This window comes from Streptomyces sp. 8N706, assembly GCF_052245415.1.
Lineage (GTDB): Bacteria > Actinomycetota > Actinomycetes > Streptomycetales > Streptomycetaceae > Streptomyces.
In genome coordinates, this window is record NZ_JBQQBW010000024.1 from 1 (window position 1) to 15,213 (window position 15,213).

The 15,213-nt window shown below is 72.3% G+C and carries 9 protein-coding genes; 3 read left to right on the top strand and 6 right to left on the bottom strand.

The window, feature by feature from the left end:
• Window positions 1-333 precede the first annotated feature (333 nt).
• The 3 genes from ACTWQE_RS11865 to ACTWQE_RS11875 all read right to left on the bottom strand — a co-directional run bounded on the left by ACTWQE_RS11865 (window position 334) and on the right by ACTWQE_RS11875 (window position 6,252).
• Entirely contained in the window at window positions 334-3,255 is a 2,922-nt protein-coding gene (locus ACTWQE_RS11865) for a BTAD domain-containing putative transcriptional regulator (RefSeq protein ID WP_443328852.1), read from the bottom strand.
• 464 nt (window positions 3,256-3,719) lie between these two features.
• A complete protein-coding gene (locus ACTWQE_RS11870) occupies window positions 3,720-4,331 on the bottom strand; it encodes a hypothetical protein (protein WP_443328903.1) in 612 nt (203 codons plus the stop codon).
• 355 nt (window positions 4,332-4,686) lie between these two features.
• A complete protein-coding gene (locus ACTWQE_RS11875) occupies window positions 4,687-6,252 on the bottom strand; it encodes a CehA/McbA family metallohydrolase (protein WP_443328853.1) in 1,566 nt (521 codons plus the stop codon).
• 284 nt (window positions 6,253-6,536) lie between these two features.
• Between ACTWQE_RS11875 and ACTWQE_RS11880 the strand changes: the two genes are divergently transcribed.
• The 3 genes from ACTWQE_RS11880 (at window position 6,537) to ACTWQE_RS11890 (ending at window position 11,929) form a co-directional block, all read left to right on the top strand.
• Window positions 6,537-7,397: an LLM class F420-dependent oxidoreductase gene (locus tag ACTWQE_RS11880; RefSeq protein WP_443328854.1), complete on the top strand. Its 861-nt coding sequence runs from the start codon at window positions 6,537-6,539 to the stop codon at window positions 7,395-7,397.
• A gap of 188 nt (window positions 7,398-7,585) precedes the next feature.
• The gene (locus ACTWQE_RS11885; RefSeq protein ID WP_443328855.1) at window positions 7,586-10,210 is read left to right on the top strand and encodes a bifunctional FO biosynthesis protein CofGH; all 2,625 of its coding nucleotides are present in this window, start codon (window positions 7,586-7,588) and stop codon (window positions 10,208-10,210) included.
• A 603-nt stretch (window positions 10,211-10,813) separates the two neighbouring features.
• Window positions 10,814-11,929: an ADP-ribosylglycohydrolase family protein gene (locus ACTWQE_RS11890; protein WP_443328856.1), complete on the top strand. Its 1,116-nt coding sequence runs from the start codon at window positions 10,814-10,816 to the stop codon at window positions 11,927-11,929.
• Between the two features lie 51 nt (window positions 11,930-11,980).
• Here the strand turns inward: ACTWQE_RS11890 and ACTWQE_RS11895 are convergent, their stop codons facing one another.
• The 3 genes from ACTWQE_RS11895 to ACTWQE_RS11905 form a co-directional block, all read right to left on the bottom strand.
• Window positions 11,981-13,165 (bottom strand): aminotransferase-like domain-containing protein, encoded by a 1,185-nt coding sequence (locus ACTWQE_RS11895; RefSeq protein WP_443328857.1) that lies wholly within the window; start codon window positions 13,163-13,165, stop codon window positions 11,981-11,983.
• Between the two features lie 495 nt (window positions 13,166-13,660).
• Window positions 13,661-13,870 carry a DUF397 domain-containing protein gene (locus tag ACTWQE_RS11900; protein WP_443328858.1) on the bottom strand — a complete coding sequence of 70 codons (210 nt, stop codon included), beginning with the start codon at window positions 13,868-13,870 and terminating at the stop codon, window positions 13,661-13,663.
• Between the two features lie 189 nt (window positions 13,871-14,059).
• Complete coding sequence (locus tag ACTWQE_RS11905) at window positions 14,060-14,917, bottom strand: helix-turn-helix domain-containing protein (protein ID WP_443328859.1); 858 nt, start codon at window positions 14,915-14,917, stop codon at window positions 14,060-14,062.
• Window positions 14,918-15,213: the final 296 nt, after the last annotated feature.

Here is a 15,213-nt window from a genome sequence, read left to right on the forward strand (position 1 = left end):
GATGTCCCCGTCCGAGGACCCGCCCTCCGCCGTGACCTCTCCGCCGGTCTCGCCCGCCGCCAAGGCGTCCTGTGGCTTGGCGTCCGTCCTGTTCTTCCTGGTCTCGCTCATTGTCTACTCCGTGGGTCTCAGGGGGACCCATTTCTGTGGTGCCCGTCCGGCGACTCCCCCGTGGGTCGCCGGGCGGGCATCTCAGTGCCGTTCACCTCGGTGCCGTTCACCTTCAGAGGTGAGGCATCCCCCGACCCGCCTGCCCCCCGTTGCAGCGAGTCGATTGCCTCAAGAGTGCCGGGCCGCGATAAACGATCGATGAACGCGCCCGTCCGGATGCGGTCAGGCGACGGCGGCGGGCGTCAGCAGCGCCCGTACGTCCTCCGCCTCGGCCGCCCCCGCCTCCTCGAAGAGCCCCAGCGCTTCGCGCCAGCACGCCCGCGCCCGGTCCGACTGCCCGAGGCTGTCCAACGCCCGTCCCAGCAGCGTCAGGACGTTGCCCCGACGCCAGAGCCCGCCGATGCCGCGGAGATGTGTCAGGGCCTGTTCGGCGTGGGCGGCCGCCTGCGTCGGGCGCCGGGCCGCCAGATGTGTCGCAGCGAGCCGGTAGAGCGTCATGCCCACCCAGAACCGCTGCCGGTTCTCCTGGAAGACCGCCAGTGCGTCGGTGAGCCGGCTCAGCGCCTTGTCGTGCTGCCCGAGGTCGGTGAGGGCGAGCCCCAGGGCGTAGAGCCCGTTCGCGAGCCGCAGGGTCCCGCCGAGCTCCCGGTAGATGGCCAGGGCCTGTTCGGACAACTCGACCGCGCGCGTCGGCCGCCCCATGTTGAGCTGGACCCGGGAGAGGTTGCTCAGGGCGCTCGCCTCGCCGGGACGGTTGCCGTCGGCCCGGAACGCGTTGAGGGCCTGGGTCAGATGGGCCTCGGCGTCCTGGTGCCGGTTCTGGTAGATGGCGATGATCCCGAGGTCGTTGGGCGCGTAGCAGCAGGGGATCGGGTCGCCGGCGGCCCGGCCCAGCGCGAGAGCGGCTCGCGCTTCGGCGTCGGTCTCCGCGAACCGTCCCGCGATGCTGTGCCCATGGGCGAGCACGGTCCGGGCGCGCCCCTCCGCCTGCGGATCACCGGCCTCGCACGCCGCGCCGAGGACGGCCCGTGCGGCCTGCTCGTACTGCCGGGACACGGCGCCGGACTCGGCCAGATCCTGGGTGGCGAGCAGCAGATCGGCCGCCCGCCGGAGGGTGCCGGCCGCGGCGGACTGGCGGGCGGTGGCGAGCAGGCACGCGGCTTCCGCGAACAGCCAGTCCAGCGCTTCGGGCCGGTCCTTGAAGACCAGCCCGGCGTTCTCCGTCGCGGCCAGGTGGTGGACGACGCGGTCGCCCGGCCGCTCCAGTGCGTAGACGCGCGCGGCGCTCGCCAGATAGAAGTCCAGCAGCCGGGACATCGCCGCATCCCGCTCCGCGGGCGGCTGCTCGTCCCGCTCCGCGCACGCACGCGCGTAGAGCCGTACGAGGTCGTGGTAGCGGTAGCGGCCCGGCGCCGCCGACTCCAGGAGCGAGGTGTCCACCAGCGACTCCAGAAGCTCCTCCGCCTCGTACGGGTCCAGGTCCAGGACCGCCGCGGCCGCCGCCAGGGAGATGTCGGGTCCGTCGGCCAGGCCCAACAGGCGGAAGGCGCGGGCCTGCTGGGGCTCCAGCTGGCCGTAGCCCAGCTCGAAGGTGGCCTTCACCGCCAGGTCACCCGCCTGGAGTTCGTCCAGCCGCCGCCGCTCGTCGGCGAGCTTCGCGGCGAGCACCGAGACCGTCCACGTCCGCCGCGCCGCGAGCCGCGAGGCGGCGATACGGATCGCCAGCGGCAGGAAGCCGCACGCGGCGACGACATCGAGCGCCGCGTCGCGCTCGCTGCCCACCCGCTCCTCTCCCACGATCCTTGTGAACAGCTGGAGGGCCTCCTCCGGGCTCATCACATCCAGGTCGACCAGGTGCGCACCGGCGAGATCGACCATCCGGACCCGGCTGGTGATCAGCGCGGCGCAGCCTTCGGTGCCGGGGAGCAGAGGACGCACCTGTGCCGCGTCGCGCGCGTTGTCGAGGAGCACCAGCACGCGCCGCCCGTCCAGCGTGGAGCGGTAGAGCGCGGCCCGTTCGGCGACCGAGTCCGGGATCGCGGCGTCGGCCGTGCCCAGGGCGCGCAGAAAGGCTCCCAGCACCGCCTCCGGCTCCGCGGCCCGTGCGCCCGCGCCCTGGAGGTCGACATACAACTGCCCGTCCGGGAAGTGGTCCCGCGCCGTGTGGGCGACATGGACGGCGAGGGTCGTCTTGCCCACGCCCCCGATGCCCGCCACCGCCGAAACGGCCATGATCCGGCCCTCGGCGGTCGCCAGCTGCTCGCTCAGCTCCCCCACGAATGCGGCGCGGCCGGTGAAGTCGGCTACGGTCGCGGGCAGTTGGGCAGGCCGGACCAGATTCGGAGGCTGTTCGCTCGGCTCGCAGACCGGTGCCGCGAGTCCCGAGTCGGCCTCGAGGATGCCCTGGTGCAGATCGTTCAGCTCGGTGCACGGGTCGACGCCCAGCTCGTCCGCGAGGAGCCGCCGGGTGTCCGCGTACACCGCCAGCGCCTCCGCCTGACGCCCGCTCCGGTAGAGGGCGAGCATCAGCAGGGCCCGCAGCCGTTCGCGCAGCGGGTGCGCGGCGGTCAGGGCGGTCAGCTCCGAGACGGCCTCGGCGTGGCAGCCGACTTCCAGGTCCATGTCGAGGCGTGTCTCGATCAGTTGGAGCCGCCACTCCTCGAGGCGGGTGCGCTGGGCCTCGACGTACGGGCCGGGCAGCCCGGCGAGCGGCTCCCCGTCCCACAGGTCCAGGGCGTCGTTGATCAGCTCCCGGGCTCGGCAGCGGTCGCCGCGGCTGCGGGCCTTCTCGGCGTCGGCGGCGTAACTCTCGGCCATGGCGATGTCCAGCCCGCCGTCCTCGACCCGGATCGCATAGCCACCGGACTCGCTGACCAGAGCGTCCGCATCCGGGCCGAAGGCCTTGCGCAGCCGGGAGGCGTACGTCCGCAGGGCGGCGAGGGCGGCGTTCGGCGGCTCGTCCCCCCACAGGGCGTCGACCAGTTCGGAGGCGGTCGCCGTGCTGCCCCCGCGCAGGAGCAGGGCCGCGAGCAGGGCCCGCTGCTGTGGTGAACCGGGCGGGAGCGGCTGCTCACCGCGCCAGGCCCTTACGGGACCGAGTACGGCGAAACGCAGACGCGTCCGGTGCGCCGGTTCCTGTCCCATCGCTGTCCCCCAGCTGATCTCGGAGTCCTGTCGCACAGGCCAGTCTGCCTTGTCCACGACTGTCGCGTCAGTAGGGGCACCCTGTCTCCACAAGCCTGGTACAGACGCACTGTTGCATGCCGCGCCCACGTCCGGGCGGCGGCCCGCGGTTGGACTCCCGGGCGGCCGGGATCGTGAGCGTACGGGGCAACGGTGTGGAGACCATCCGGGACGACGAGGTGACCGGGGGTCCCGGGCCGTGTGCTGCGCTCCGGGCGGGACACCCGCACGGTGAGCACCGCGGCCCGACAGCTGTGCGGTTGCCGTCGTTGCGCCGTCACCAGGGCGGCCGCGGCAGCGGCTTCGCGGTCGTCGCAGCCGTCGCCTCTCCGCGCCCGGCCCTCCCCTCCCGGACCCGTGACGAGGCCCGGGAGGGAAGCGCCGGTGCATCGGTCCGCCCGCACAGGGGTGTTCGTGGCTGAGGATCAGCTGCGCTGGACGAACTCGCAGTTCACGACGGAGTCGAGGGCAGCCGAGTCCGCCACGACCGTGTCGATGCCGGGGCCGCAGTCCACCACGTCGAAGCCCTGGTTACGGCTGACGATCGCATCGTTGCCCGGCCCGCCGTTGAACGTGTTCGTGGTGGGCGGGCTGTCCCAGCCGTCGGGGTCGTTGAGCCGGTCGCTGCCGCCTCCGCCGTCGATGGAGTCCTCGCCCAGCCCGCCGTCGATGGCGGCCGGAACGAGGATGTCATCGGTCACGACCGCGCTGTCGTCCCCGTCGCCCAGGGCTGCGCCGATCGACGTCACGGTGGCGGTCGGGCCGCAGGTCGCCGAACCGGTGGTGAGCTGGGTGCAACCGGGGCCTGCGGTGAGGATGGGGGTGTCGGTGACGAGGAAGGTCCCCGCGAGGTCGGAGAAGGTCACCGCGTTCGTTTCCGCGGGCAGCGCGGCATAGCGGATCTGGCCGCCGACGCGTACCACGGCTGACGGGTTCGCGGCTGCTGAGCTGGTCACTGCCCCTGTCAGGGTGATCGCGCCGAGAAGGGGGACGAGTACGCGCGCTCCGCGGCGGAGGCGTGCAGCGTTCAAGGTCATCGGTGCAGTCCTTGCTGTCGGGCGTGCCCCATGAGCCGCTGGCGACTCGCGTGAAGCGCCCACGCGGGGCGTGGGCGCGATGGGGCCGCAGTCCTGATCGCGGCCCTCGAAGAGGTCCGTCAGTCCTGCGGTACCCGGTGCCCTGCCGACCGCATCGGGCCGCGGCGGCAGTACGCTCCGCTGCCGCGTGCGATCCCTCGTCCGGTCCTCCCCGGGTTGCACCGGCCCGACGTACGGTTACGGGGCGGGCGCCAACGCCCGCGTCAAAGCCTGCGCCAACGCCCGCGCCATGTCACAGCACTGGCCCGACGGTGGCCCGGACGCGACCGTGCCGACCGCTCCCACCGTGACCGCGTCAGTCCTCGCCCAGGAAGATCGGATTGGTCAGGGCGGCCATCGCTCCCGGAAGGCCGGAGGCGTCTCCGCCGGCCGGGGGGTGCCGAACCTCGGCGCGGACATAGGCGGCGCTCGACGGCGTCGTACGCCACTCGACCGTGCCGGAACCGGACGGCGGCAGCTGCGTGGCGTACAACTGGCCCTGGTCCGTGACCAGGCGGACCGAGCAGCCGGGAACGCCGGCCACCTCCAGACGGGCCGTCACCTCCTCCTGGCGGTCCACCGCCAGCCGCCCACCGATCCCGGCGTGCCGGCCGCGCCCCCCGGTGGCCCGGAAGGTGAGCGCGACCTCCGAGGACTCGGCGATCCAGCTCCGGCCGGCGCGGAGACCCTCCAGGATCGCCTGCCGGGAGAGGTCATCGGCGAGGACGACGGTCTGCGGATGGCCGACCACCTGCGGTTCGCGGTGGGCGTCGCTGTTCCCCATGGCGGGCAGCCAGCGGGGTGTCCTGTCTCCCGGCGCCGGGGACCCCGCGCGGACCGCCGCCACCAGGGTGTTGTCCCACTCGGCGATCGTCACCTCGTCATCCGGGGTGTACGGGCCGTTCCAGACCTCCACCGCGTCGGCGTCGTTCAGGCCGAACTTCCAGTTGCAGCCGACGCAGGTGGCGTGCGGATGGGCCGGGACGACCAGACCGCCCGCCTGGCGGATCTTACGGGCGAAACGGCCGAAGGCGTTGTCACGCGCCCGGTAGCGCCAGTCGATGAAGGTGCCCGCGTCGGTGCCGAGCGCCACGACATGGCCGTTGCGGGTGGTGATCTCCTCACCGGTCAGGATGAGCAGATCGTCACCCCACAGCCCGTGCCACGCGCCATGGCCGGAGGTCGTGTTGTGCTCCGTCGTGGTGATGAAGTCCAGCCCCGCGGCGCGAGCGGCGGCCGCGACCTCGGCAGGGGTCCGTTTGCCGTCCGAGTGGACGGTGTGCAGATGGCAGTCGCCGCGGTACCAGGCCCGGCCCCGGCCCTTCGCCCGCTGCGGAGGGTGGACCGGTTTCGGCGTGGTGCCCTGCTCGCCGTACCGGAGCGTGATGGTGACGGAGTAGTTCATCCCCTGCGGGGCGACCGTGTACGGGCCCAGGACGACATGCCAGGTGCCCGGCCGGACCGGGCCCGCGAGGTAAGCGGGCGTCGCTTCCTCCGCGCTGATCGCGAACTCCGTGCGGGCGCCGCCCGACCAGCCCCGGAAGCCCCGTCCGCCCAGGTCCGTGCCGCGCTCGTCGAAGATCCCGATGTCACAGGCGTTGCCCTGCGTACCGGGTGGGACGACCGGTTTGTCGTACGTATAGGAGACGGCGATCTCCCGTACTCCGCTCGGCACTTCGACCGGGAGGTACACGAAGTCCGGCGCCCCGGGCGGCAGGTGCCCGGTGATCGTCCTCGTCTCGTCCCCGCCGGCGTCACGCTCCTCGGTGCCCCTGGCGAAACTCACGCCGTTCAACGTAAGCGCGGCGGTCGTCCCCGTCACCACGGACGCGCGCAGCAGCCCGCGGCGGCCCATTCCGTCGGACACCAGGTCTTCGCACATGCCGCTGACTCCTCGGAGCGTCGGAAGGGACGGAAGAGAAGCAAAAGGAGGGAGTGGTGCGCCCGACTCTCGTATTGAGCCGTGAACCCCCGGACAAGGGAAGAGGGGACGCGGCTTTCGTGGCGGTGAGGATTGCGTCCGGGGAAAGCCCGGGGAGGAGGGCTTCCGGCGCCGGGCCTACGTGCGCTGTCCCGCGGAAAGGGGCAGGATCGGGACCCGGACGGGTGAGTCCCGGGTGACCCTCCGTCCTCCGAGGCCCGTCGTCCCTCACCGGAGGTGCCCCCGTGCGGATCGCCACCACCATCTTCGCGACCGATGAGACGATCACCCCCGTACGGCTCGCGCAGGAGCTGGAGCAGCGCGGCTTCGCCGGGCTCTATCTTCCCGAGCACACGCACATCCCGGTCAGCCGCGAGAGCCCGTACCCGGCCGGCGGCCCGCTGCCGCCCGAATACGGCCGCACGCTCGACCCGTTCGTCGCCCTCGGCCAGGCCGCCGCCGTCACCGACCGGCTCGGCCTCGGCACCGGCATCACCCTCATCGCCCAGCACGACCCCATCGTCCTCGCCAAGCAGACCGCCACCCTCGATTTTCTCTCCGGCGGCCGCTTCACCCTCGGGATCGGCTTCGGCTGGAACGTGGAGGAGGCCGCCGACCACGGCGTGGACTGGGCACGCCGGCGTGAAGTGAGCCGCGACCGGATGGCCCTGATGCGGGCCCTGTGGGCGGAGGAGCCGACCGCGTACGAAGGGGAGTTCGGTTCGGTGCGCGCCAGCGAGGCGTACCCCAAGCCGGTGCGGCCGCCCCGGGAGCGCACGGGGGCGCCGCCGCTCAGCGGCCCCCGCACCCTGGTCGGCGGCGGTGCCGGACCCAAACTGTTCGCGCATGTCGCGGAGTACGCGGACGGCTGGCTGCCGATCGGCGGCCGCGGCCTCACCGAGGCGCTGCCCGCTCTGCGTACGGCCTGGCAGGAGGCCGGCCGGGGCCCGGAAGGACCGGCCGTCGTGCCGTACGCGGTGCGGCCCTCCCCCGGAAAGCTCGCCCACTACGCCGACCTGGGCGTCGACGAGGTCGTCCTCCAGCTGCCGCCCGCCGGAGAGGGGGAGGTCCTGCGGGCCCTGGACGCGTACGCCCAGTACTTGTGAGGGGCTGCCCTTCTTTCTGAGGGCGCGGCCCGACGGCTTTTGAGGGTGCGGTCCGAGGGGCCGTCCGACGTTCCGGTTCGAGGTTCCGGCTATTCCCGGCAAACAGGTCACAGGGTCGTGAGCAGCCGCACACACACCCGGGACCTGCGAGGGCTTTCGTGGCTGGAATGCGCTCGTATGCTCGGGGAATGACGACCAGCGCGCAGGGGACCGAGCAGCCCGGACCGACCGCGAACGCCCTGCGACGGGCGCTGCGCCGTGCCCGTGACGGAGTGGCGCTGGACACCGCCGAGGCCACCGTCCTGCTCCAGGCGCGGGGCGCGGATCTGGAGGATCTGATGTCCTCCGCGGCGCGGGTGCGGGACGCCGGGCTGGAGGCCGCGGGCCGCCCCGGGGTGATCACCTACTCGCGCAGCGTCTTCATCCCGCTCACCCGGCTCTGCCGCGACAAGTGCCACTACTGCACCTTCGCCACGGTGCCCGGGAAACTCCGCCGCGCGGGCCACGGGATGTTCATGAGCCCGGACGAGGTACTGGACATCGCCCGCCGCGGCTCCGAAATGGGCTGCAAGGAAGCCCTGTTCACCCTGGGGGACCGCCCCGAGGACCGCTGGCCCGAGGCCCGCGAGTGGCTGGAGGCGGAAGGGTACGACGACACCATCGCGTATGTGCGCGCCATGGCGATCCGCGTCCTGGAGGAGACCGGGCTGCTGCCGCACCTCAACCCCGGTGCGATGTCCTGGACGGACTTCCAGCGGCTCAAGCCCGTCGCCCCCTCGATGGGCATGATGCTGGAGACCACGGCCGAGCGCCTGTGGAGCGAGCCCGGCGGCCCGCACTACGGCTCGCCGGACAAGGAACCGGCCGTCCGGCTGCGGGTCCTGGAGGACGCGGGGCGCTCCAATGTCCCCTTCACCAGCGGACTTCTGATCGGGATCGGAGAGACGTACGAGGAGCGCGCCGAGTCGCTGTTCGCCCTGCGCCGGATCTCGCGCACGTACCACGGCATCCAGGAAGTCATCCTGCAGAACTTCCGCGCCAAACCGGACACCGCGATGCGCGGCATGCCGGACGCGGAGCTGGAGGAGCTGGCCGCCACCGTCGCCGTCGCCCGGCACATCCTCGGCCCCTCCGGCTGCATCCAGGCGCCGCCGAATCTGGTCGACGAGGAGTACGCGATGCTCATCGGCGCAGGGATCGACGACTGGGGCGGTGTCTCCCCGATCACCCCCGACCACGTCAACCCCGAGCGCCCCTGGCCGCAGATCGAGGAGCTCACCGAGCGCTCCGCCGCCGCCGGCTTCCGGCTGCGGGAACGGCTGTCCGTCTACCCGGAGTACCTCCTGCGCGGCGAGCCCTGGCTGGACCCGCGGCTGCTGCCCCACATCCGGGCCCTCGCGGACCCGGAGACCGGTCTGGCCCAGGAGGGCGTACGGCCGTCCGGGCTGCCCTGGCAGGAGCCCGACGGCGGCTTCACCGCCTCGGGCCGCACGGAGCTGCACCGCACCATCGACACCGAGGGCCGGACCGCCGACCGCCGGGAGGACTTCGACGAGGTCTACGGCGACTGGGAGGCCCTGCGCGAGGCCGCGGCGCCCGGCATGGTCCCCTCGCGGCTCGACGGCGACGTACGCTCCGCGCTCTCCGTCGCGGCCGACGATCCCACGAAACTGACGGACTCCGAGGCCCTGACGCTGCTGCACGCCGACGGCCCGGCGCTGGACGACCTCTGCCGGATCGCCGACGACCTGCGCCGGGCGACCGTGGGAGACGATGTCACCTACATCGTCACGCGCAACATCAACTTCACCAACGTCTGCTACACCGGCTGCCGCTTCTGCGCCTTCGCCCAGCGCCGCACGGACGCCGACGCCTACACCCTCTCCCTGTCGCAGGTCGCCGACCGGGCCGAACAGGCCTGGGACGTCGGCGCGACCGAGGTCTGCATGCAGGGCGGGATCCACCCCGACCTGCCGGGCACGGCCTACTTCGACATCGCGCGCGCCGTGAAGGAACGCGTGCCCGGAATGCATGTGCACGCCTTCTCCCCGATGGAGGTCGTCAACGGGGCGACCCGCACAGGCCTGTCCATCCGCGACTGGCTGACGGCCGCCAAGGAAGCGGGCCTGGACACCGTCCCCGGCACCGCCGCCGAGATCCTCGACGACGAGGTCCGCTGGATCCTCACCAAGGGCAAGCTGCCGGCCGCGACCTGGGTCGAGGTCATCAGGACCGCCCACGCGCTCGGTATCCGGTCGTCCTCGACGATGATGTACGGCCATGTGGACCAGCCCCGGCACTGGCTCGGCCACTTCCGGCTGCTGGCCGAGATCCAGCAGGCGGCACTGGCCGAGAACCGGGAGGGCTTCACCGAGTTCGTGACACTGCCCTTCGTGCACACCAACGCGCCGGTCTATCTGGCCGGTATCGCCCGTCCCGGTCCTACGGCCCGCGACAACCGCGCCGTCACCGCCATGGCCCGGCTGCTCCTTCACCCGTACATCCCCAACATCCAGACCAGCTGGGTGAAGCTGGGCACGGAGGGGGCGGCGCAGATGCTGCGCTCGGGCGCCAACGACCTCGGCGGCACGCTGATGGAGGAGACCATCTCCCGTATGGCGGGGTCGCGTTACGGCTCCCACCGCTCCATCCGTGATCTGGTCGCGATCGCGGACGCGGCAGGCCGGCCGGCCCGGCCCCGTACGACCACCTACGGCGAGGTCCCGGCCGAACGCCAGGAGGCGGCCCTGGTCTCCGACGGCCACCTGCCGGAACTGCTCCCGGTGCTGGGTGAGTCAACTACTCGGCCGTGAACGACCGAGGGTGTTGACTCGGTTCGGTACGGCTGTGTTTATGCTCCCGACTGCCCCCTGGACAGGGCGGTTACGGGTCACATCCACCGGTCCCCGCGATGCGGGAACCGGATCAGGCTGAACGGCCGTGGGTGACTGAACGGCCGTCTGCCGGAAGCGCTCCCGGTGCCGGGGTGCCGGGGTGCCCAGGGCGTCTCACCCCTGGTGCCGCTTTGTCGTCGCTCGCCGACCGGGCGGCGACCGGCAGCACCCAGGGTGTCCGCCACGTCCTGACAACAGCACCCACAGCAGCCCCGGTACCTCGCGCGGCGGCCCGGTTCCGGTCCGGCGCCCGCCGGGCGGCCCACGCCCGAGCCGCCGCGCCGCGGGAGGGTCGACGCAAGGCTGAGCCGCCGGTGTCCCGGCGCCCAGGACGGCAGGTGAACGGGGCGGGGCCGCGGCAGGCCGTGCCGATGACGCATGCCACCAAACCCGTATGTTTCGGGGCGATTGGTTACAATCCGTCCTTGCCTCGGAGCTGCCCGTTCGCGTTCGATTACAGTGCTGCGCGAGCGAGGGACAGGCCGTACGGCTTCGGAACGAGAGCGGAATCGGGAGGACGCAGTGAGCGCAGCGGGCACAGCTGTCTGGGGCCGCGCCGAGCAGCAGGACTTCCGCAGCCGGGTCCGTGGCTGTCTCCTCGGCGGCGCGACCGGCGACGCCCTCGGCGCCGGTATCGAGTTCGACTCGCTCGAGGACATCCGCCTGGCCCACGGCCCGGACGGCGTCACCGACTACGTCCCCGCCTACGGGCGGCGCGGTGCGGTGACCGACGACACACAGATGGCCCTCTTCACCGTCGACGGGCTCATACGGGCCCAGGTCCGCCGGGACACCGGCGCCTGGCACCCGCCCACCGACATCTACCGCGCCCATCTGCGCTGGTCCGTCACCCAGCGCGACTGGGGACCCGACGAGCGGCGCAAGGACGACGGCTGGCTGGCCCGTGAGGAGTGGCTGTACGCCCGGCGCGAGCCGGTCCGCGCCACGCTCACCGGCCTCGGCGACGGCGTCATGGGCACTCTCGACAAGCCCAAGAATCCCGAGTGCAAGGGGTGCGGCGCCCTCGCGCGCTCGGCCCCCTTCGGGCTGCTCGTCGGCTGGGAGCCCCAGCTCGTCTTCCAGCTGGCCGTCGAGTGCGCCGCCCAGACCCACGGCCACCCCACCGCCTACCTCGCGTCCGGTGCCCTGGCCGTCGTCGTCCACACCCTCGCCCGTGGCGACGACCTCGACAGCGCCATCCAGCACGCTCTCCGGCAACTCGCCACCCGCCCCGGCCACGAGGAGACCACCGACGCCCTGCGGCATGCGCTCGGCGCCGTACGCCAGGGCATGCCGACCGCCGCCCGGGTCGAGTCCTTCGGCGAGGGCCGGACCGCGGCGGACGCCCTGGCGATCGGCGTCTACTGCGCGCTCGTCGCCGAGGACGTACGCCACGGCCTGCTGCTCTCCGTCAACCACGGTGGCGAATCGGACTCCACCGGCGCCGTCTGCGGCAACCTCCTGGGCACCCTGCACGGCGAGACGGCCCTGCCGCCCGGCTGGCTGGCCGAACTGGAGGGCCGCGCCACCATCCTGGAACTCGCGGACGACTTCGCGATGGAGATGACCCAGGGCCCCGCACTCCACGGCCCGGCGGTCTCCTCCCCGGGCTGGCTCGCCCGCTATCCCCGGGCGTAACGCCCAACTCCGGTGGCCCGCCCCTTCCCTATCTCTGACGGCACGTCAGAATCATCTCGCGACCTTGGCCAGTCGCCACAGCCCCTCCGCGATCTCGTCCGGTGTGTGCGTCGTGAAGGACAGCCGCATCGTCGCGGGATCGGCCGGACCTGAGTAGAAGGGCGCCCCCGGCACGTATGCCACATCGTGCTCCACCGCCTCCCGCAGCAGCGCCGTCGTGTCCCGCCCTTCGGGCAGGGTCGCCCAGATGAACATCCCGCCCTCCGGGGATGTCCACCGCGACCCGTCCGGCAGTGCGTCCGGCAGCCCCGCCAGCAGCGCGTCCCGCCGCTCCCGGTATGCGCTCCGCACCCGCACCAGATGGGCGTCGAGGTCGGCGTCCGCCAGATAGCGCGCGGCCGCCGTCTGATCGACCGTCGAGGTGTGCAGATCGGCCGACTGCTTCGCGACGACACAGGCGCGGCGGAGGGCTGCCGGGGCGCGCAACCAGCCCAGCCGCAGGCCAGGGGCCATGATCTTCGAGAAGCTGCCGAGCAGGGCCGTACGGTCGGCGGCTTCCTCGTACGACGCGATCCAGGGCACCGGGCCCCCGCTGTACCGGAGTTCTCCGTACGGATCGTCCTCGACGATCCACACGTCTCCGCGCGCCGCGGCCTCCGCCACCGCGCGCCGGCGGGCGGGCGGGAGTGTGCGCCCGGTCGGGTTCTGGAACGTCGGCACGAGATAGAGCAGCTTCGGCCGCTCGCGGGCCACCAGCTCCTCCAGCGCCGCGGGGTCCACGCCCTCCTCGTCGCCCGGCACCGGCACGACCCGGGCGCCCGCGAACGCGAAGCACTGCAGGGCGGCGAGGTAGCAGGGGTCCTCGACGAGCACGGTGTCGCCGGGTTCCAGCAGGGCCGTGGACAGCAGGGTGAGGCCCTGCTGCGAGCCGGAGGTGATCAGCAGATCATCCGGGCCGGTGACCAGGCCGCGCCCGGAGAGCCGGGTGGCGACGGCGGCCCGGAGGTCCGGGTCGCCCTCGGTCGTGGAGTACTGCAGCGTCCGGCGGGCGGTGTCACCGTCGAGCGCCTGCTGGAAAGCGGCCCGCAGCCCGTCCGTGTCGAACAGTTCAGCTGCGGGCAGCCCGCCCGCGAACGAGATCACTTCGGGGCGTGCGGTGAGCGCGAGGATGTCACGCACCGGGGAACCAGCGACCGAGGCGGCGCGTGCGGCGAGACCGGGGGCGGAGGTGCGCATGGACGGAACTCCTTCGCTCAAGGGGTGGCCGCACTGTACGAGAAATCATGCAGTGTCCACCTATCCGTCCGCGATGCGGTTGGCGATGGCGATGGCGACGGTCTTCGGGCCGAGGCCGCCTCCCCTGGACCGGCCGCTGCGCCCGTCCCGGTTTCCGGACGCCAAGCAGCGGCGGCACCTGGAGGGCAAGGGCAAGGGCAAGGGCGAGGACGCCGGCACCCGGCCGGGGCCGCGATGGTTCCGCGGGAGCATCCGCGCGGGTGCCTCGACGGCCACCTCAGGGTTCCGGAGCGCGAACTCGCCGCATCCGGCCTCGGCCGGGGCGAGTTCGCCGCTGCTTCATCCGCACCCTCCCCGGCACCGACCGCTGTGTCGTCGGACTCCGTCGGCCGGGGGGCGCCGGAACATGGCCGAGCCCCCTCGGCCGGGACGGCGGGCCAGTCGAGAGGGCTCCGGGCGGTGGCGCATATGCGGTGCGGGGACGGTGCGGCTCTTTCAGTCGAGGTCGAACGCGCCCTGGCTCAGCTCGGCCACGAACGCGGTCCATGTTTCGGGGGCGAAGGAGAGCGAGGGCCCCTCGGGGTCCTTGGAGTCCCGCACGGCGACGGTGCGCGGGGCGGGGGACTTGACCTCGACGCATGCGCCGTTTCCGGCGGAGTACGAGGACTTGGTCCAGATGTCCGTGGCGCCTTGCTGAATTGCCATGTCTGCTCCGGTTTGTACCAGTTGGTGAGGTTGCCAGCGTTCCTGCTCGATGGCGTGATCGACGCTACTCGCCAACCGTGCTTCCGGAGGCGGCCGTTCACTCGACCGGATGGCATATTCCGTTGCGGCTTCCATGTCGATGTGGCGAGGGTGTACCGTACCCGCGCTCATCACCGGGACGATGGCTGTTCAGCGTGCGTAGTCCTTGGCGACCTCGGTGATGAACTGCCGGGTCTGCTCGACATTGAGCGCCTGGGCCCGCAGATGCTCGTACATCACGCTGTAGCTCTGTACGTCGTTCGCCTTCTCGAGATAGAGATCGCTCGTCACACCCTCCAGATACACCACGCTCGAGTCGGCGGCGTCCGGGAACTCGAGGATGGTGTACTGCCCCGTGACGCCGGGGTGAGCGCCCATTTCGTACGGCATGATCTGCACCGTCACATGGGGGAGTTGGGACAGCTCGACCAGATGGTCCAGCTGGTCGCGCATGATCTGGCGGCCGCCCACCATCCGGCGCACCGTCGACTCGTCGAGGACGGCCCAGAGCCGCAGCGGGTTCTCCTCGGCCGTGATCCGCTCCTGGCGCCGGACCCGGACCTGCACCCGCTTCTCGATGTCCGTGTGCGAGGCCTCGGGAAGGGCTCCGGAGATCACCGCTTCCGCATAGGCGCGGGTCTGCAGAAGTCCGGGCATCACCTGGGGCTCGTACACGCGCAGCGAGGCCGCGTCGGTCTCGAGACCGATGTAGACGCTGTACGGGATGTCGCCGAAGGCATGCCACCAGCCCTGCTGGCGCGAGTCCTTGGCCATCTGCATCAGCGAGTCGACGATCCGGTGGTCCTCGACCTCGTAGACACCGCACAGATCGCGGACGTCGCGCTGGCTGATGCTGCGGCGGCCGTTCTCCAGCCGGCTGATCTTCGACTGGGAGACCAGCAGCCGCTCCGCCACCTCCTCGGCCGTCATGCCCCTGAGCTCGCGCAGCCTGCGCAGCTCCTGGCCCAACCGGCGTCGTCTGACGGTGGGATTGACGTTGGACGCCACGAGCTGCACCTCCGACTTGTACCGCTGTTTGTCCAGCAGACTGCCACTCCGGGCCACGGCGGCGCTGGAAAACGGCCACAGAGGGTCCCGATGCGAGCACATGAGGCTACGCGGACCTCCGCGGGCGCCCGCCTCCGGACGCCCGAGCGGGCCCGGGCACACGCACGGGGCGGCGGATCCGGCCGTCGTCCGGGCGGCCGGACCGCCACCCCGCGCATGGGTGAAACGCCTCCGGCAAGGGGGGCTCGCGGCGTGACGGTGTCCGGGGCCCGGCCGGATGCCCCGCGTCGTCGAAC

Excerpts from the sequence above, each read along its gene's own strand:
- ACTWQE_RS11900 (WP_443328858.1), bottom strand. The coding sequence starts at position 13,870 with ATGGCAATTCAGCAAGGCGCCACGGACATCTGGACCAAGTCCTCGTAC.
- ACTWQE_RS11865 (WP_443328852.1), bottom strand. The coding sequence starts at position 3,255 with ATGGGACAGGAACCGGCGCACCGGACGCGTCTGCGTTTCGCCGTACTC.
- ACTWQE_RS11885 (WP_443328855.1), top strand. The coding sequence starts at position 7,586 with ATGACGACCAGCGCGCAGGGGACCGAGCAGCCCGGACCGACCGCGAAC.
- ACTWQE_RS11895 (WP_443328857.1), bottom strand. The coding sequence starts at position 13,165 with ATGCGCACCTCCGCCCCCGGTCTCGCCGCACGCGCCGCCTCGGTCGCT.
- ACTWQE_RS11870 (WP_443328903.1), bottom strand. The coding sequence starts at position 4,331 with ATGACCTTGAACGCTGCACGCCTCCGCCGCGGAGCGCGCGTACTCGTC.
- ACTWQE_RS11875 (WP_443328853.1), bottom strand. The coding sequence starts at position 6,252 with ATGTGCGAAGACCTGGTGTCCGACGGAATGGGCCGCCGCGGGCTGCTG.